The organism is Massilia sp. Masssp93, assembly GCF_059491295.1.
In genome coordinates this window covers 5081025-5100269 of record NZ_CP168502.1, presented here as the reverse complement: position 1 = coordinate 5100269, position 19245 = coordinate 5081025, and the positions used below count along the sequence as shown (strand labels likewise).

Genomic DNA, 19245 nt, shown 5'->3' with positions numbered 1-19245 from the left:
GGCACGGGGTGCCTACGCCGGCCGCGCCCACCCTACCGGGCTCGCAACCCTTCGCACACGTCATCGGCAAGCCGGCTCACGAGCTCGTGCCGCTTGCGCGCCTCCGACCGCTTCTTCGACGGTATGCTCTCCAGGTCCGGCGCCGCCACCGGCGCGCAGTCGAGTTCCCAGTCGCCGTCGGCCCGCTCGTGCGCGCCCAGTTCTTCCCACAGCTGGTCGTAATCGGCCAGCACGCGGCCGTGGCGGATCGCCTTGTAGATCACGCGGTTGCGGTTCGAGACCATCACCATGCGCTCGCACCCGTAGGCGTGGCCCAGCTGGCGCACGATGATCGCCATCAGTTGCTTGGGCCGGATGCCGTGCAGTTCGCGCGTGGCCGTGCGGATCGCCTCGCGCGCATCGATCGTCTTGCCGCCCTGGATGCAGCCGATGCTGACGGCCGGGCGGCCGTCGCGCGGCGCCACCGTGAACGCCACCGTGTACAGGACGCTGTCGGCCTGCGCCAACTGCAGCACCAGTTCGCCCTCGCGGTCGAACATGTTCACGGTGCGCAGCTGGATCTGGTAGGGCAGGCCGCTCCTGCCCGCGGCCTCGGCCAGCACGACGGGACCGAGGCTGGCGCGCGCCAGCGTCTGGCCCAGGCCGCGCCGGAACATGAAGTCGTAATGCGCGCGGATCGCTTCCAGGCGCGCGTCGGCGTCCAGCGCGTGGCTGATGTAGGGGCGGTAGACCTTGTACAGGAAGCGCGGGCAGTTGCGCACGTATTCCGAGAACGCCGGGTGCGCGTTGAGCAGGTGCAGCCACTGCGGCGTCTGGCGCGGATGCAGGATGGCGCGCAGCCGGATCTTCGCGAATTCGCGCACTTTCCTGAAGCCCGCCAGGTGCGGCGGCACGGCCGAGCGCAGCGTGACGGACGGCGCGGCGGATGCGAGCAGGCGCTCGGTCCAGCCATGGTCTTCACGATAGAGTTTCATGCCGGCCGTCCGGCCGGGGCAGCACAGGGAACCGCGGGTAGCGGCTGGCGAGGGAAGTCGGACATGTCAGTCGCACCAGGTTGCGTAGAGTAACGCTAAGTAACGCAGTGTAACTAAATAAATTCCCCCGGTAAATACAGCGACAGCCGATGTAATGAAACGGTAATACGGCCGCCCGCGGGCGCGGGCGGCCGTGGCCGGGCCGGCGATCAGCTGGCGTAGTGCGCCGATTCGACCTTGTGCGCCCGTTCGTCCACCCGTTCGCGCTCGCGCAGGTAGCGCGCCAGCGCATCGTCGAAGGAGGGCAGCAGCAGGCCGCGCTCGCTGCTCATGGCGCCGTTGCGCGGGCGTGCGGCGCGCAGGCCGAGCTCGCCGGTCGTGCGTTCTTCCAGCCGGCCGTCGGCGACGCCGGCCGCCGCGCAGGCCCGCCGCGCCAGGTCGGCCCAGCTCATCGCGGCACCGTTGGTCAGGTGCCAGATGCCGGATTCGCGGTCGATCAGCAGGTCGAGGCAGGCGTTGACGAGATCCGGCACATAGGTCGGCGCCGTGACCTGGTCGGACGCCGCCGCGAACGGCCGGCCCGCGTCGAGCGCGTCGAGGGCGTGCGTCACGAAGTTGTGCTCGTCCCACGGACCGAAGAAGGCGCTCGTGCGGATGACGAGGGCCTGCGGGTCGGCGTCGAGCACGCGCCGTTCCGCGTCCGCCTTGCTGCGGCCGTACACGCCCAGCGGCGCGACGGGATCGGATTCCACGTACGGCCGGTCCTGCGTCCCGTCGAACACGAGGTCGCTGGAAAAGGTCATGAAGCGCAGCGCGTGGCGGATGGCGGCCAGGGCGAGCACGGTCGGGCCGTGGGTATTCTCGCGCATGCAGCGCTCGATGTCGCCCTCGGCATCGTCCACGCGCACATAGCCGCCGGCATTGATGATGGCCCACGGCTTGAAGCGCACGATCGCCGCCTCGACGGAGGCCGGATCGGCGATGTCCATTTCCTGGCGCGTGAGCACGTGGAAGGCGAGGTTGCGCCGTTCGCAGATGCGGGCGAAGGCGCGGCCCAGGGTGCCCGTCGCGCCCGTGATCAGGATCGGCTGCGGGAAGGTCGAGCGGAACGCGCTGCGCTCGGCGATGTCGGCCACGGCCGTGCTGGTCGCCACGGGCCTGGCCAGGAAGCGGCCCGGCCGGCGCCACCAGCCCTGGCCCTGCAGCACCGGATGCGACAGCGGCCGGCCGCTCGCCAGTTCGCGCATCAGGCTGGCGACTGCGGTCGGACGCGGCTGCGGTCCGCGCACGTCGAACGGACCCGGTTCGTAGTAGCCGCGGCATTCGGTGACGAGGCAGTTCCAGTCGAACGAGCCGAGCAGGGCCCACACGGTGACGGCGCGGATGTCGGCGCCGCCCTGCTGGACTTTCCTGGCCGCGTTCCAGATCTCGACGAGCCAGCGCAACTGATCTTCGCGGTTGGCGTCGATGTGGGCCTCGGTGACGGCGACGGGCAGGCCGTAGCGGTCCCACGTTTCCTGCAGCAGCGGGCCGATGCCAGGCGTCGGCGTGGCCAGCACGCGCGGGCATTCGATGTCGGCGTGCGGGATGCCGCGGTAATTGCTGCGATGGCTTTCCGGATAGCGTTCGGCCCGGTGGTCGAGCCAGCGCTCGCTCGTGATGTAGTAGTTGACGCCGATGATGTCCGGCGGGCAGGCATTGTCCTTGAACCAGAGGAGCTCGTCCGCCTCCGCGCCGTTTTCCAGCAGATAGTCCCACAGCGCATGACCGGGGTCGATCTTCCCGCACAACATGTCCCATGCCAGCCAGCGGCGTTCGTTGAAGAAATTCGCGACCTCCGCCATTTCCGGCGTGCCATAGGTGCGCGATAAGTCGTCCGTCTGCACCAGCTTCGCACCCGGATTCACGGCGCGGATCGCGCGCATCGACAGCACGACCGCGCGGCACTGGTTGATGAGGGCGCGGATGAACTGGTCCTCGCTGTCGCCGTGCGGATACCATACGCCGTTGAGGCCGGAGAACCGGGCCGTGGTGCAGGGCTCGTTCACGGGCGTCCAGTACTCGACCCAGGGATAGCGGCGCGCCACGGCGCCGGCATAGTCGGCCAGTTTCTCGGCGAAGTCCGGCGCCACGAGGCTCGTATGGCGCGGGCCGCTGCCGTGGTGGACGAGGCCGACGATGGGCGTCACGCCCAGTTGCTGCAACACGGGCAGGCGCTCGTCCGGCCACGACCAGTCCGCCGCTTCGATGCCATCGGGGGCGATCCGTTCCCACAGGACGGGGTAGCGGATGGCGCGGATGCCGAGCGAAGCGAAGCGCTCCAGGTCCTGGAGCCGTTCGGCATGTCCATTGCGTTCCATTTGGGAGAAGTACTGATCGCGTACGCGGTTGACGGTGCATTCGAGGCCGCCCCAGAGCTGGAGCGGCGAGCTTGCTGGCTGGATATGACTGTTAAGATTCATGTGCGTGTCCTGCTGTTGATCCAAGGTCTAAGCCTAGTCGGCGAGCCCGGCTTCTTGTGTGGGATGGCGAACATATAGGCTCGATTTAGGACAAGTCCTACGTTCTCGCGGTCTCTGCCAAAGCGCCGGCCGGGCTTGTCTTGACAGGTGCTGCGCGCGCCGACACGATGCGGCCAGGAGGAACGAACATGTACATGGTGTACTGGACGATCGAGGAAGACGGAAACCGGACCCCGCACGCGCAGGCGTTCGACACCACCGCGATGGTGGCCGCGATGCGCTTCATGGAAGACCTGCGGCGGCGCCAGCGCGAAGGCGAGGGCGTGCGCTTCGTGACGATGTGTTCCGAGCATCCGGACGTCGTCGGGCATCCGGGGGTGGATGTGACGGGGCCGGGCTACGACTGGAAGAAAAGGCGCAGATGACGACGGCGCAGATGACGACGGCGCAGATGACAACGGCGCGGATGACAACGGCGCAGGTGACAACGGCGCAGGTGACAACGGCGCAGGTGACAACGTCGCAGATAACAACGGCGCAGATAACAACGGCGCAGATGACAACGTCGTCCCCGCGCAGGCGGGGATCTAAGTTTTACGCATGTCGACTGCGCCGGAATACTTGGACCCCCGCCTGCGCGGGGGCGACGGTTCAGCGTGCGGTGGCGCTTGTCACATCGTTGCGGCTCGTTGCTTCAGCACGTGCTTGAGCACCTTCCCATTCGCCGCAGCGGGCAGGGCATCCATCATGACGATGCGCGCCGGCCGCTTGTACGGCGCCAGCCGTTCCGCCGCCCACGCGCGCAGCTCGGCTTCATCGGGCGGGCGGCGCGGATCGGGGTGGACGAAGGCGATGACTTCCTCGTTGCCGTCGGCCACGGTGCGGCCCACGACGGCCGACTGCGTCACGCCCGGATGCGCGTTCAGCACCGTCTCCACTTCCAGCGGGAATACATTGAAACCTGACCGGATGATCAATTCCTTCGTGCGGCCGACGATGAACAGGGCGCCATCCGCGCCGCGCCGCGCCATGTCGCCCGTGTTCAGCCAGCCGCCGGGACGCAGCGCCGCATTCGTCGCCGCCGGGTCGCGGTAGTAACCCCGCATCAGGTTCGGCCCGCGCACCCATAATTCGCCCGCGTCGCCATCGGCCACGGCGCGCCCGTCCTTGTCGACGACGCGCGCCTCGACGCCCGGGATCGGCTGGCCGACGGACGTGTCGGCGCGCGGCGCGTCCAGGCGTGTCTGGCTGACCGTGGGCGCGGCTTCGGACAGGCCGTAGCCGTTGTGCAGCGGCACGCCCAGCAGCCGCTCGACGGATGCCTTCAATGCCGGATCGAGCGGCGAGCCGCCCGCGTACGCGAAGCGCAGGCGCGACGGCAGCCGCGCGTCGGCGCCGACCAGTTCCAGCAGCCGCGCGTACATCGCGGGCACGCCCTGCACGATGGACAGGCCGTCGTCGCGGATCGCGGCCAGCATGCCCTCGGGCGTGAAGCGGGGCGCCAGGTGCAGGCAGGCGCCCGCGCTGAGCGTGCCCAGCATCACGGACGTGAGGCCGTACACATGCGAGATGGGCAGCACGCCCCAGGCGCGGTCGGCCGGCACGAGGCCGCGCAGGCGGCTGGAAACGGCGGCCACGAACAGCAGGCTGCGGTGGCTCAGCATCACGCCTTTCGGCTGGCCCGTGGTGCCCGTCGTGTAGACGAGCGCCGCGACGTCGCGCTCGTCCGCCGGCGCGCAGTCGTCGTCCGGCGGGCCGATCATGACGCCGTCGTCGAACGCGGCGCCCGCGCGCGCGGCGTGCGCCTCGGCTTCAGGCGACACGGCCGCCGTGTAGAGCGCGATGCGCGCCCCGCTGTGCGTGCGGATCGCGTCCAGTTCGGGCGCGGTCAGGCGCGGGTTGACGTTGACGATCCACGCATCGACGCTCGCGGCGGCGAAGATCAGCGCGACCTGGTCCGCGCAGTTCTCGCTCGCCAGCAGCACGCGGTCGCCGGGCCGCACGCCGTGTGCCCGCAATTGGGCGGCGCGGCGGTCGATGAGGGCGGCGAGGTCGTGGTAGGTCAGCGTGCGGCCGGCGTCGACGAGGGCCGGCGCATCCGGCGTGCGTGAGGCGGCGCTGCGCACGATCGCGTCGATGCGTGCGGGCAGCGCGGCGAGCAGGGCGGGGATGTCGATCATGGCCGCGATGATAACCGGGCCGGCGCGGTCCCGCCAGCCGCTGTAAATATTGGGCGCCGCGCACACTCGTGATACGCTCGCGATGCAGTAAAAGTTTCCATAAGTATACGCTCTGAACAACGATAATCACGGAGGGGACATGGCTTTACTGGATATGCTGGACAAAGAACACACCGTGGCGCAGCCCGGATTCAATCGCTGGCTCGTGCCGCCCGCCGCGCTCGCGATCCACCTGTGCATCGGCATGGCCTACGGGTTCTCGGTGTTCTGGCTGCCGCTGTCGAAGGCGGTCGGCATCAAGGAATCGCTCGCCTGCCCGGCCGGCATGGGCTTCCTGGCCGAGATCACGGCGACGAACTGCGACTGGAAGATCTCGATGCTGGGCTGGATGTTTACGCTGTTCTTCGTGTTCCTGGGCCTGTCGACCGCGCTGTTCGGCGGCTGGCTCGAACACGCGGGACCGCGCAAGGCCGGCGTCGTCTCGGCCCTGTGCTGGTGCGGCGGCCTCGTGATCTCCGCGCTGGGCATCCACGCCCACCAGATCTGGCTGATGTGGCTCGGCTCGGGCGTCATCGGCGGCATCGGCCTCGGTCTCGGCTACATCTCGCCCGTCTCCACGCTCATCAAATGGTTCCCCGACCGGCGCGGCATGGCCACCGGGATGGCCATCATGGGCTTCGGCGGCGGCGCGATGATCGGCGCGCCGCTGGCCGACCGCCTCATGAAGCACTTCGCCACCGCCACGTCGGTCGGCGTGTGGGAGACGTTCCTCGCGCTGGCCGCGATCTATTTCGTGTTCATGATGGGCGGCGCGTTGTCGTACCGCGTGCCGGCCACGGGCTGGGCGCCGGAAGGCTGGACCCCGCCGGCCGCCAAGGGTGCCAACGCGATGATCACCCACCGCCACGTGCACGTGAACCACGTCGGCTCGGTGCCGCAGTTCTGGCTCGTGTGGCTGGTGCTGTTCCTGAACGTCTCGGCCGGCATCGGCATCCTGGCGATGGCGTCGCCGCTGCTGCAGGAAGTGTTCGGCGGCCGCCTGATCGGCGTGACGGCGGCCTTCAACGACCTGAACGCGGGGCAGAAGGCCCAGATCGCGACGATCGCGGCCGGCTTCACGGGCCTGCTGTCGCTGTTCAACATCGGCGGCCGCTTCGCCTGGGCCTCGTGCTCGGACTACATCGGCCGCAAGGCCACGTACTTCGTGTTCCTCGTGCTCGGCTTCGTGCTGTACGCGGCGATTCCGGCGCTGGCGCACGGCGGCCACCTGGCCCTGTTCGTCGTGTTCTTCTGCGTCATCCTGTCGATGTACGGCGGCGGCTTCTCGACCGTGCCGGCCTACCTGGCCGACCTGTTCGGCACGCAGATGGTGGGCGCGATCCACGGCCGCCTGCTGACCGCCTGGTCCGCGGCGGGCGTCGTCGGCACCAGCCTGATCAACTACATCCGCGAGTACCAGATCGCCCATGGCGTGCCGAAGGCACAGGCGTATGATACGGTGATGTACGTGCTGGCCGGCCTGCTGGTGCTGGGCTTCCTGTGCAACCTGATGGTGCGCCCGGTGGCTGCGCGCCACTTCATGAGCGAGCAGGAACTGGCCGACGAACGGCGCCTGGCGCACGAGCGCGACGGCGCGGCCGGGCGTGCGCCGGCAAGCGCACCGGGCGTGGCCGGCATGGCCGGCGGCGCGGCCGTGGCGGTGCCGGTGGCGGCGGGCAATCCGCTGGTCGCGGCGCTGGCCTGGGCGGTGGTCGGCGTGCCGTTGCTGATCGGCGTGTGGATCACGCTGCAGAAGGCCATCGTGCTGTTCCAGTGATGTGAATGCATGCGCTGGTTGAACGCGTGGGCACGGGGTGCCCACCCTACCGGCAACGCGTCGTCTTGCGGCGATCCGTTGCACCGCCGGTGTCGCAACGCGTCGTTTTGCGGCGATCGTCGCGCCGCCGGTTCCGCAACGCGTCGTTTTGCGGCGGCCGTTGCGCTGCCGGTAGGGTGGGCGGCCTCCGCCCACGCGGTCAACGAACGGCTGCACATCGATCATCCAACGTAAGACAGGATCGACCATGAACCACCCCGTCATCCCCATCGCCACGCAAGGCCCGAGCCGCCAGCGCAAGCGCGAGGCACCCAAAGGCCGGCGCGTCGACCCGCAGGCCCTCGCCGACGTGCAGGCCGCGCTGGGCGATGCGCCGCGCCGGCGCGACCTGCTGATCGAGCACCTGCACAAGGTCCAGGACCGCTACGGCGCCCTGTCCGCGCCCCGCCTGGCGGCCCTCGCGCAAGAGCTGAAGCTGGCGCAGTCCGAGGTCTACGAGGTGGCCACCTTCTACCACCACTTCGACGTGCTGCGCGACGGCGAGGATGCGCCGCCGGCATTGACCGTGCGCGTGTGCGCCGGCCTGTCGTGCGAACTGGCCGGCGCGCGCGACCTGCTTGCGCGCCTGCCGGCGATCCTCGGCACGCAGGTCCGCGTGCTGGCCGCGCCCTGCATCGGCCGCTGCGACGGCGCGCCCGCGGCGCTCGTGGGCCAGCGTCCCGTCACCGGGGCGAGCGTCGACACGGTGCGGGCCGCCGCCGCCGGCCCCGCCACCGACGTGCACACGGGCCACGCCGATTACGACGCCTACCGCGCCGCGGGCGGCTACCGCCTGCTGCGCGCCTGCATGGAGGGGCACCTCGACCCCGAGTCCACGATCGTGACCCTGATGGCATCCGGCCTGCGCGGCCTGGGCGGGGCGGGCTTTCCGGCCGGGCGCAAGTGGCGCATCGTGAGGAACGAACCGGGGCCGCGCCTCATGGCCGTCAACATCGACGAAGGCGAACCGGGTACGTTCAAGGACCGCCATTACCTCGAACGCGATCCGCACCGCTTCCTCGAAGGCGCACTGGTCGCCGCGTGGGCCGTCGGCATCGACACCATCTACCTGTACCTGCGCGACGAATACCACGGCCTGCGCGCCATGCTGGCGCACGAGCTGGACCGGCTGCGCGCCGATCCGCCCGTGCCGGACCTGCCGGAGATCGTGCTGCGCCGCGGCGCCGGCGCCTACATCTGCGGCGAGGAGTCGGCGATGATCGAATCGATCGAGGGCAAGCGCGGCATGCCGCGCCTGCGTCCGCCGTACCTGGCGCAGGTGGGCCTGTTCGGGCGGCCCACGCTGGAACACAACCTGGAAACGCTGCACTGGGTGCGCGACATCCTCGAACGCGGCGCCGAGTGGTTCACGAACCAGGGCCGCCACGGCCGGCGCGGGCTGCGTTCGTTTTCCGTGTCGGGCCGCGTACGCGAGCCGGGCGTGAAACTGGCGCCGGCCGGCATCACGATGCAGGAACTCCTCGACGAATACTGCGGCGGCATGCAGGACGGCCACGCGTTCTATGCCTACCTGCCGGGCGGCGCGTCCGGCGGCATCCTGCCCGCCAGCATGGCCGACATCCCGCTCGACTTCGACACGCTGCAGCGCCACGGCTGTTTCATCGGCTCGGCCGCGGTCGTCGTGCTGTCCGACCGGGATTCGGCCCGCGCGGCCGCGCTGAACACCTTGCGCTTCTTCCGCGACGAATCGTGCGGCCAGTGCACGCCGTGCCGCGCCGGCACCGCGAAGGCCGTCGCGCTGATGGAGCGGGACGTGTGGGACACGGCGCTGCTGGCCGAACTGTCGCAGGTGATGCGCGACGCGTCGATCTGCGGCCTCGGCCAGGCCGCGCCGAACCCGTTCGATTGCGTCATCCAATACTTTCCGCACGAGCTGGAGGGATCATGAATGCGAATGTGCCCGGCGTGACGTTCGAGATCGACGGCCGCGAAGTCGCGGCCCGGCCTTTCGAGACCCTGTTCGACGCCGCCGCCCGCGCCGGCGTCGACCTGCCGCACCTGTGCCACAAGGACGGCCTGGAGCCGGCCGGTAACTGCCGCGCGTGCGTGGTGGAGATCGACGGCGAGCGCACGCTGGCGCCGTCGTGCTGCCGCCAGCCGGTGGCCGGCATGAAGGTGCGCACGGACAGCGCGCGTGCCGTCGCCGCACGCAAGATGGTGCTGGAACTGCTGCTGTCCGACCTGCCGGAAACGACGTACACGCGCGACGACGAGGTTGCGCAGTGGGCGGACAGACTTGGCGTGGGCACGCCGCGCTTCCCCGCCACGCGCGCGGTGCCGCCGGCGGACGCCAGCCACGCGGCCATCGAAGTGAATCTCGACGCCTGCATCCAGTGCACGCGCTGCGTGCGCGCCTGCCGCGACGAACAGGTCAACGACGTGATCGGCCTTGCCGGCCGCGGCGAGAACGCGCGCATCGTGTTCGACCAGGGCGACCCGATGGGCGCCTCGACGTGCGTGGCCTGCGGCGAATGCGTGCAGGCCTGCCCGACGGGCGCGCTGGCGCCCGCGCGCGGTGCCGCCCTGGCCGTGCCCGACAAACAGGTCGATTCCGTCTGCCCGTATTGCGGCGTGGGCTGCCAGCTGACGTATCACGTGAAGGACAATCGCATCGTCCGCGTCGACGGCCGCGACGGCCCCGCGAACCACGGCCGCCTGTGCGTGAAGGGCCGCTACGGCTACGACTACGCGCACCATCCGCAGCGCCTCACAAAGCCGCTGATCCGGCGCGCAGGCATGCCGAAGCGCGGCGACTTCACGATGGACCCGAGCCGCGTGCTCGACGTGTTCCGCGAAGCGACGTGGGAAGAAGCGCTGGCGGCGGCGGGCGGCGGCCTCGCGCGCATCCGCGACGCGCATGGGGGCCGCGCGCTGGCCGGCTTCGGCTCGGCCAAGGGCAGCAACGAGGAAGCGTACCTGTTCCAGAAGCTCGTGCGCACGGGCTTCGGCAGCAACAACGTCGACCACTGCACGCGGCTGTGCCACGCGTCGTCCGTCGCCGCGCTGCTGGAAGGGATCGGCTCCGGCGCCGTGTCGAATCCGGTGATGGATGTGACGCGGGCCGAAGTCGTGATCGTCATCGGCGCCAACCCGACCGTCAACCACCCTGTTGCCGCCACGTGGATGAAGAACGCCGTGCGCACGGGCGTGAAACTCATCGTGATGGACCCGCGCCGCTCCGACCTCGCGCGCCACGCGCACCGCTTTTTGCAGTTCAAGCCGGACACCGACGTCGCGCTGCTCAACGCGATGATGCACACGATCGTCGAGGAGGGCCTGGTCGACCCGGCCTTCATCGCCGACCGCACCAGCGGCTACGACGCGCTGGCGGCGAACGTGGCCAACTACAGCCCGGAAGCGATGGCGCCCATCTGCGGCATCGCCGCCGAGACGATCCGCTACGTGGCGCGGCTGTACGCGGCATCGACAGGCTCGATGATCCTGTGGGGCATGGGCGTGTCGCAGCACGTGCACGGCACCGACAATGCGCGCTGCCTGATCGCGCTGGCGCTGATGACGGGCCAGATCGGCCGTCCCGGCACGGGCCTGCATCCGCTGCGCGGCCAGAACAACGTGCAGGGCGCGTCGGACGCCGGCCTCATTCCGATGATGTATCCGGACTACCGGCGCGTCGACGATGTTCAAGCGCAGGCGAAGTTCGAAGCCGCGTGGGGCAAGGCGCTGGACGCCCGGCCCGGCCTGACGGTCGTCGAGATCATGGACGACATCCTGGCCGGCGGCGAGAACAGGATCCGCGGCATGTACATCATGGGCGAGAACCCGGCCATGTCCGACCCGGATGCGAACCACGCGCGCGAGGCGCTCGCTGCGCTGGACCACCTCGTCGTGCAGGACATCTTCCTCACCGAGACGGCGTACCTGGCCGACGTGATCCTGCCGGCGTCCGCGTTCGCCGAAAAGACGGGCAGCTTCACGAACACGGACCGCGTGGTGCAGCTGGGGCGCCAGGCGCTCGACCCGCCCGGCGCCGCGCGCCAGGACCTGTGGATCATCCAGCAGGTGGCGCGCCGCCTCGGCCTGCCGTGGGACTACGCCGGGCCGGCGGCCGTGTTCGACGAGATGCGGCGACTCATGCCCAGCATCGCCGGCATCACGTGGGACCGGCTGGAGCGCGACGGTGCCGTCACGTATCCGTGCCGCGCGGAGGGCGACCCGGGCGAGCCGGTCGTCTTCACGCAGGATTTCCCGCGCGAGGACGGCCGCGCGCGCTTCGTCCCGGCCGACATCATCCCGGCCGACGAGCGACCCGACACCGAGTACCCCGTCGTGCTGATCACGGGCCGCCAGCTCGAGCACTGGCACACGGGCAGCATGACGCGCCGCGCCGGCGTGCTCGATGCGCTCGAGCCGGACCCGGTCGCGCTCGTGCATCCGCTCGACCTGGAGGCGCTCGGGGGCCGGCCGGGCGACGTGATCACGATCGCGTCGCGCCGCGGCGAAGTCGCGCTGTACGCCCGGGCCGACGACGGCACGCCGCGCGGCGCCGTGTTCGTCCCGTTCTGCTACTACGAGGCGGCGATCAACCGGCTGACGAATGCCGCGCTGGACCCGTTCGGCAAGATCCCGGAATTCAAATACTGCGCCGTGCGCGTGCGCCTGGGCGGGCAGGTCGCGCACCAGGGTTCCTACGGTGGCGGCCAGATTCTGGACCCCATGGCACAATTGCAGGCATGACATCTTCATATCGTCCGCAGCTGTCCGAGGCCAGCGCCGGCCTCACGCATCCGGTCACGGCCATCGATGAGCACGGGCGCCGCACGACCCTCCACATCCCGGCCGAGCGGCCGTTGACGGTGTATGTCGACAAGCGCGAGCTCGTCACCTTGATGACGCTGGGCGCGGCGCCCGAGGCGCTCACGCTGGGCTACCTGCGCAACCAGCGCCTCGTGCGGTCGCTGGACGACATCGTGTCCGTGCAGGTCGACTGGTCGGTGGATGCCGTGGCCGTCGTCACGCGCGCCGGCATCCAGGACGTCGAGGCGCGCACGGCGAAGAAGGTCGTCACGACGGGCTGCGGCCAGGGCTCCGTGTTCGGCGGGCTGATGGACGAGGTCGACCGCATCGTGCTGCCGCCGGACGCGCGCCTGCGCCAGTCGGTCGTGCACCGCATCGTCGAGACGGTGCGCACCCAGCAATCCGTGTACCGGCAGGCCGGCTCGGTGCACGGCTGCGCGCTGTTCACGGGCGCCGGCGAACTGCTGTGGTTCATCGAGGACGTCGGCCGCCACAACGCCGTCGACGCCATCGCGGGCCTGATGTGGCTCGAAGGCGTCGACGGCGCCGACAAGGTGTTCTACACGACGGGCCGGCTGACGTCCGAAATGGTGATCAAGGGCGCGCAGATGGGCATCCCGTTCCTGCTGTCGCGCTCCGGCACGACGCAGATGGGCCACGCGGTGGCGGCGCAGGTCGGCATGTCGCTGCTGGCGCGCTGCAGCGGCCACCACTTCCTGTTGCTGTCCGGGGAAGAGCGCCTCGTGTTCGAGCCGGAGTGGCTGGCCGCGCTGGAGGCGGCCCGCACCTTGCGCACGGCCTGACGTCTGCCCATGAACGACATCGAGGATGCCGTCCTGCGCGCCTTTGCGCTGCTGTTCACGGGCGACGCGGACCTCTGGCGCATCGTCTGGGTGTCGCTCAAGACGAGCCTCGTCGGCCTGCTGCTGGCCGCGCCGCCGGCCATCCTGATCGGCTACGTCGTCGCCATGCGGCGCTTTACCGGACGGCGCATCGTCATCTGGCTGGCGCAGGCGGCGCTGTCGCTGCCGACCGTCCTGATCGGCCTCGTGCTGTACCTGCTGCTGTCGCGCCACGGGCCGCTGGGCGGCCTGCAATGGCTGTTCTCGCAGCCGGGCATCGTGTTCGGCCAGTGCATCGTCGCGCTGCCCGTGCTGCTCGCGTTCACGCTGGCCGCCGTGCAGGGACTCGATCCGCGCTACGCCGAGACCGCGATCGCGCTGGGCGCGTCGCCGCTGCAGGTGATGGTGCGCGTGCTGCACGAGGCGCGCTTTGGCGTGATGGCGGCCGTGCTGTCCGGCTTCGGCCGGGTGATTTCGGAAGTCGGGTGCGCGCTGATGGTGGGCGGGAACATCGAAGGCGAGACGCGCACGATCACGACCGCGATCGCGCTGGAGACGAGCAAGGGCGAGTTCGCGCAGGGGATCGCGCTCGGCATCGTGCTGGTCTCGATCGCGCTGCTGATGAACGGCGCGCTGATGCTGCTGCAGGGCGACGCCCACACGGTGCGGGAGCGCGCATGAGCATCGGCATCCACGCGCAGATCGCGGCGGCCGTCCACGAGAACGCCAACGCGCCGCAGCGCGACGAGCGCCGCAAGGCCCTGCTGGGTGTGCGCGGCCTGCGCAAGCGCCACGGCGACCGGCTGCTGTTCGACATCGACGTGCTCGAGATCGCGACGCACAGCGCCTACGTGCTGACGGGGATGAACGGCGCCGGCAAGAGCACGCTGCTGCGCGTGCTGGGCGGCCTGGAACGGGCCGAGATCGACAGCCTGCGCTTCGCCGGCGAGGACGTGCTGCGCGTGCACCCGTACCCGCGCGCGCTGCGCCGGGCCATCGTCTACGTGCACCAGCATCCGATCCTGTTTTCGACGAGCGTCGCCGCCAACATCGGCTACGGCCTCGTCCTGCGCGGCGAACCTGCCGCCGCCGTGCGGCCCGTCGTCGACGAGGCGATGGCCTGGGCCGGCGTGGCGCACCTGCGCGATACCGACCCGACCAAGCTGTCGGGCGGCGAAAAACAGCGCGTGGCGCTGGCCCGTGCGAAGGTGCTGCAACCGCGCCTGCTGCTGCTGGACGAGCCGACGTCCAACCTGGACGGCGCCGCGCGCGAACAGGTGATCGCCCTGATCCCGACGATGGTCGAAGCGGGCAGCAGCATCGTCATCGCCTGCCACGACCGCGACCTGATCAACCTGCACGGCGTGCAGCGGCTGAAGCTGCGCGACGGGCACCTCGAATACCGCTGATACGAAGGAGACTCCATGCCACGCCGTTCCATCCTCGGCCTCATCGCCTGCATGACCGCCTGCCTGACCGTCGCGCCGTGCGCGCACGCGCAGTCCGACCGCGTCCTGCGCCTGTCCACCACCACGAGCACCGAGAACTCGGGCCTGCTGGGCTATCTGCTGCCGGCCTTCGAAGCGAAGTCGGGCCTCAAGGTCAACGTGATCTCGGTCGGCACCGGCAAGGCGCTGGAACTGGGCAAGAACGGCGACGTCGACGTCACGCTCGTCCACGCGCGCAAGCTGGAAGACAAATTCGTGGCGGAGGGGTGGGGCATCGATCGCCACGACGTGATGTACAACGACTTCATCGTCGCGGGGCCGACCGCCGATCCGGCCGGCGTGAGGGGAAGCCATGACGTGATCGCCGCGTTCAGGAAGATCGCGGCCGCGAACGTGAAGTTCATTTCGCGCGGCGACAATTCCGGCACGGACGTGATGGAGAAGGCCTACTGGCGGCAGGCCGGCACCAGGCCGGTGGGCGCCAACTACGTGTCGGCCGGCCTGGGCATGGGCGAGGTGCTGAACATGGCGGCCGAGTTGAAAGCCTACACGCTGACGGACCGCGCGACGTATGGCGCGTACAAGGCCAAGACCGGCCTGGCCATCCTCGTCGAGGGCGACAAGCGGATGTTCAATCCATACGGGATCATCGCCGTCAATCCGGCGAAGCACAAGGGCATCAATTACAAGGGCGCGACGGCGTTGATCGAATGGATCACGGCGCCGGAGGGGCAGGCGAAAATCGCGTCGTTCAAGCCGGAAGGGGAGCAGTTGTTTTTCCCGTCGGCGAAGTGAACTTGGGTCCCCGCCTGCGCGGGGACGACGTGCTTGCGTTACCGGCACCGTTTGCACGTCGCCCCTGCGAAGGCAGGGGTCCAAGTTCGTCGAGCCGCAAAAAGCAAAGGGCCGCAACCGCGGCCCCCGTTGACTCAACCAGCTTGACGCTACGCCAGCGCGTGCATCACCGCATCCACCGGAATCGCCTTGACCCAGTCGCGCCGCTGATCCGCCGTGACGACGGTGCTGTTGGCCTTGTCGACCGGCGCCCATTCCGGCGTCTTCTGGCGCATCAGCGCGACCACTGGCACGCCGACGGCGTTCGCCAGGTGCATGACGGCCGTTTCCACCGACACGATCAGGTCGCACTGCGCCAGCATCGCCGGCAGCTGGAAGAAGTTTTCGTTGGCGCTGAACAGCTCCGTGCGGTCCAGCTGGCGGCGCACCAGCATGGCTTTCACGTTGTCGACTTCCTGCGGCACCGCGTTGACGATGAAGCAGGCGTCGCGCCATTCCGGCTGCGCGCGCATCGTCGTGATCAGTTCGGCCACGCGCTCGACGGGCCAGCAGCGCTTGCGCGTCTTGGCGAACGGGTTGATGAACACGAGCTTGCCCTGGCGCCCGTCGAAGCCCCATTCGTGCAGGCGCGCCTTCGCGCCCTCGACGAATTGGTCGGGGATGTGCACGAACGGGATGCGCTCGGCCGGCGGGATGTCGACGGCGGCCAGCTGGCGGAACCATTCGGCATGCACGTCGCTGATGTGCGGGGCGCTCGTGCGGTCGGCCACGTCCGGATCGAGGCTGGCGTCCAGCTTGCGGAAGCTGAACCAGTGATGCATGCCCAGCAGGCCGAGCGGCTTCTTGAGGCCGAACACGAAACCGTCCGGGCTGATCTCGCGCGCGAGGTCGGCATAAAAATGGGGACGCAAGGTGCCCAGCGAGACGACGATCGGGTAGTGCTCCTGCTGCGCGTCGCGGATGGAGGCCCGGAACAGCTCGGGCGAGTAGTTCTGGTTGTAGACCTTCTCGATGAAGTCGCAGGCGTCGAGCCAGTCGTACAGGACGTTCTTCTTGAGGTGTGGCCACTGCGACGCGTCGCTCGTGCGCCGGACCTCGTCCACCCACAGGTGCATTTTCAGGTGCGGGTAGGCGCGCGCGAATGCCTGGAAGCAGTTCTGCAAATACGTGTAATCGCCCAACGCCAGGTGGGCGATGAACAGGATCTTGTCCGATTTCTTCAGCAGATCGGAAGGAATGAGGGGTACGTTCATTGTCTCTTACGGGTCGCCTGCCAGTTATTGTCCGACGCCGCCAGCGGTGTATCAGGGTCTGCGATCAGCAGCGCTAACCGGTCGGCTGGCTGCGTACCCGTAGCGTGGTAGGGATGCGCACGACCGCCAACTCTCGAAATCTTCAACAAATTGTCTCGAATTGTAGTCCAAACTGGGACACTGCGTTGCCCCCGGTTATATATTTAGACGCATTGTCCTATGTGAGCAACAGCTATTGAACACGATGACAAGTCCCTGCTGGGCAAGCGGCGAAACTGGCGTATTAAATTAACATCGAGGTGCCACATCAGGATGACGTCGTAACATTTTTCAATTATCCAGCAGCATTTAATGCCGTCGAAATCAGGAGTAATCGATTTTATCGTTATCGGTACATCGACGTCCCATCATTCGAGCCGCACCGTCTTCATGAACGCGTACCGGGCCGCGACGCCTCCCGCGTCCGGGCGCATGAAAACCACAACGATCTTGCTTTTTCTCACAGATAATTTTGTTCGTGCGTAAAATGGCTCAAGGGTCTCCACCGTCTCCAAACATCTGTCTCGATGCCAGCCGTAACGCGTTTCGTCCTGTGCCTGCCGGACCTTGACCTGTCGTTCTACTGGACCCGCTTCCGTGTCCAGGCGCGCGTACGCGTGACGGAGGCGGGGTTCCGGCTCGAGGACGTGCCAGTCCGCTCGACCACCCACCAGTGCGACGTGCTGGCCGCGCTGGAGCTGGGCGCCGGCGACGTGCTCGTACTGCGTCCGCTGGAACGCGACCTGCCCGCCCTGGTGCCCCATGTCGAACGCCTGCACGCGGCAGGCGCACGGGTGCTGCTGCTGGGTGACCTGGCCGGGGTGCCGCCCCGGGTGGTCCACGCGCAGGTCCGGGCCGACCACGGGGAGGGACTGGCCCGCGCGACCTCGCTGCTGGCCAGGGGACGCCCCGTGCGCGCCCTGCTGCTGGGCGAAACGCCGCACGCGCGCGTGGATGCCGCCGCGCTGCGCGCCCGCGCACCCGAGGTCACGCACCTGACGATCGCCGTCCCCTGCACCAGCAGCGCGCCGGACGCCATGCGCGTGCACGCCCAGGCGCAGGCGGCCGCGCTGCTCGCGGAAGGCCGGCTGGGCGACGGCGACGTGGTGCTGGCAGTGGAGGACGTACTGGCGCTGGGCGTGCTGGACGCCCTGGCGGCTGCGGGACCACGGGCGCCCAGGCTGGCAGTGGCCGGTTTCGGTGCCGCGCCGGACAGCCTGCGCGCCCTGCGCGAGGGCCGGCTCGCCCTGTCATTGTTTTTCGATCCGGGCGTCTGGCTCGACGCGCTGCTGGCCACGCTGGACGCCGCCCCCGGCGGCAGGATGCTCCTCCACGCCGGGATGGTCGACGCCGGCAATGTCGACGCTTTCCAGATCGCGCACGCCACCTGGCTGGTCGCCACGCTGGAAGAAACCGTCAACCAGGCGCGCGCGGCCCGCCAGGCGGCCGCCTTCCTCGACGCCGTGGTCGAAAACATGCCGGCCATGCTGTTCGTGAAGCGCTTGCCGGGCCTGCGCTTCGAATTCGTGAACCGCGAGCGCGCGCGCTGGCTGGGCATACCGCGCGAACGGATCCTGGGCCGCACCGTCCACGACGTCGATCCGCCCGAGGCGGCCGACCTGGACACGCTGAGCGACCACGAGACGCTGGCGTCCGGCACGATCGTCGACCAGCCCGTGACCGCCGTCCGGCGCGCCGGCGGCGACGTGCGCTACGTCCTGACCCGCAAGATCCCGCTGCTCGACCCGAACGGCCAGCCGTCGCACATGATCGGCATCGCGCTCGACGTGACCGAGCGCGAACTGGCCGAGCAGGCGCTGGCGCGGCGCCAGCAGGAACTGGAAGCGGCGCACCAGGCGCTCAAGGAAAACCAGGACAAACTCTTGATCGCCGAGAAGATGGCGGCCCTTGGCCGCCTGACCGCCGGCATCGCACACGAGATGAACACACCGCTGGCGACCATCCGGGCCGCACTGGGAGAGCTGGACGCGCTCGTCACCGAATACGCCGAGTCGGCGGGCGACGCCGAAGTCACGGAGGAAGACCATCGCCAGATCGTCGCCGAGATGCGCCAGTGCGCCACCCAGGCCACGCTTTCGGCCCAGCGCGCCGCTGCGTTCGTCCGTAGCATCAAGCACCACACGCGCGACCAGGGCAACGAGGAGCGTGTGCGTTTCGCCGTCGTGCCGGCGCTCGAAGAAAGCATCCTGCTGCTCGACCACCAGTTCAAGCGCCAACGCTGCACCGTGCGCCTGGATGCGCCCGTCCCCTCGCTGGAGGTGACGGGCACGCCCGCCGGGCTGGGCCAGATGGTCACCAACCTGCTGACCAACGCCGTCGACGCAGGCGCCCAGTCGATCATCGTCCGCGCGGCCGAGTCAAGGGCCGGCATCGAACTCGCCGTACTGGACGACGGCGCCGGCATCGCGCCGGCCGACCTGCGCCGCATCTTCGAGCCGATGTTTACCACGAAGCCGTTCGGCCAGGGCACGGGTCTGGGCCTGGCGATCGTGCACGACATCGTCGTCGCGCAATTCGGCGGCAGTATCGACGTCGCCAGCACGCTCGGCGTCGGTACCCGCATCACCCTGCATTTCCCCCATCCCGGAAAGGATCCGTGA

General features: G+C 69.2%; 13 protein-coding genes. 9 read left to right on the top strand and 4 right to left on the bottom strand.

The genetic code is table 11. The annotated features are described in order from the left end of the window. Window positions 1-32: 32 nt before the first annotated feature. Window positions 33-974, bottom strand: coding sequence for a DUF535 family protein (locus ACEN9Q_RS21065; RefSeq protein WP_495625922.1), 942 nt, complete (start codon window positions 972-974; stop codon window positions 33-35). A gap of 209 nt (window positions 975-1183) precedes the next feature. Beyond that, window positions 1184-3436 carry a family 1 glycosylhydrolase gene (locus ACEN9Q_RS21060; RefSeq protein WP_495625921.1) on the bottom strand — a complete coding sequence of 751 codons (2253 nt, stop codon included), beginning with the start codon at window positions 3434-3436 and terminating at the stop codon, window positions 1184-1186. 188 nt (window positions 3437-3624) lie between these two features. On the opposite strand from ACEN9Q_RS21060, the gene ACEN9Q_RS21055 reads away from it, so the two are divergent. Beyond that, window positions 3625-3861, top strand: a complete 237-nt coding sequence (locus ACEN9Q_RS21055; protein WP_495625920.1) for a hypothetical protein — start codon at window positions 3625-3627, stop codon at window positions 3859-3861. Between the two features lie 246 nt (window positions 3862-4107). Here the strand turns inward: ACEN9Q_RS21055 and ACEN9Q_RS21050 are convergent, their stop codons facing one another. After that, window positions 4108-5616, bottom strand: a complete 1509-nt coding sequence (locus tag ACEN9Q_RS21050; RefSeq protein WP_495625919.1) for a class I adenylate-forming enzyme family protein — start codon at window positions 5614-5616, stop codon at window positions 4108-4110. 139 nt (window positions 5617-5755) lie between these two features. On the opposite strand from ACEN9Q_RS21050, the gene ACEN9Q_RS21045 reads away from it, so the two are divergent. From ACEN9Q_RS21045 to ACEN9Q_RS21015, 7 genes are all read left to right on the top strand, one after another. After that, window positions 5756-7432, top strand: coding sequence for an OFA family MFS transporter (locus ACEN9Q_RS21045; protein WP_056449806.1), 1677 nt, complete (start codon window positions 5756-5758; stop codon window positions 7430-7432). 247 nt (window positions 7433-7679) lie between these two features. Beyond that, entirely contained in the window at window positions 7680-9380 is a 1701-nt protein-coding gene (locus ACEN9Q_RS21040; protein ID WP_495625918.1) for an NADH-ubiquinone oxidoreductase-F iron-sulfur binding region domain-containing protein, read from the top strand. Then, entirely contained in the window at window positions 9377-12187 is a 2811-nt protein-coding gene (gene fdhF, locus ACEN9Q_RS21035) for a formate dehydrogenase subunit alpha (RefSeq protein ID WP_495625917.1), read from the top strand. The genes ACEN9Q_RS21040 and fdhF overlap by 4 nt, the downstream gene beginning before the upstream one ends. Further along, window positions 12184-13050, top strand: coding sequence for a formate dehydrogenase accessory sulfurtransferase FdhD (locus ACEN9Q_RS21030; RefSeq protein ID WP_495625916.1), 867 nt, complete (start codon window positions 12184-12186; stop codon window positions 13048-13050). The genes fdhF and ACEN9Q_RS21030 overlap by 4 nt, the downstream gene beginning before the upstream one ends. Before the next feature lie 9 nt (window positions 13051-13059). Beyond that, window positions 13060-13770, top strand: a complete 711-nt coding sequence (locus ACEN9Q_RS21025; RefSeq protein WP_495625915.1) for an ABC transporter permease — start codon at window positions 13060-13062, stop codon at window positions 13768-13770. Further along, window positions 13767-14498, top strand: coding sequence for an energy-coupling factor ABC transporter ATP-binding protein (locus tag ACEN9Q_RS21020; RefSeq protein ID WP_082548358.1), 732 nt, complete (start codon window positions 13767-13769; stop codon window positions 14496-14498). The genes ACEN9Q_RS21025 and ACEN9Q_RS21020 overlap by 4 nt, the downstream gene beginning before the upstream one ends. 51 nt (window positions 14499-14549) lie before the next feature. After that, entirely contained in the window at window positions 14550-15332 is a 783-nt protein-coding gene (locus ACEN9Q_RS21015; RefSeq protein ID WP_495628976.1) for an ABC transporter substrate-binding protein, read from the top strand. A 149-nt stretch (window positions 15333-15481) separates the two neighbouring features. Here ACEN9Q_RS21015 and ACEN9Q_RS21010 read toward each other — a convergent pair whose 3' ends face one another. Next, on the bottom strand, window positions 15482-16585 hold the full coding sequence (locus ACEN9Q_RS21010; protein WP_495625914.1) for a glycosyltransferase family 9 protein: 1104 nt from the start codon (window positions 16583-16585) through the stop codon (window positions 15482-15484). A 566-nt stretch (window positions 16586-17151) separates the two neighbouring features. On the opposite strand from ACEN9Q_RS21010, the gene ACEN9Q_RS21005 reads away from it, so the two are divergent. Next, window positions 17152-19245, top strand: coding sequence for a sensor histidine kinase (locus ACEN9Q_RS21005; RefSeq protein ID WP_495625913.1), 2094 nt, complete (start codon window positions 17152-17154; stop codon window positions 19243-19245).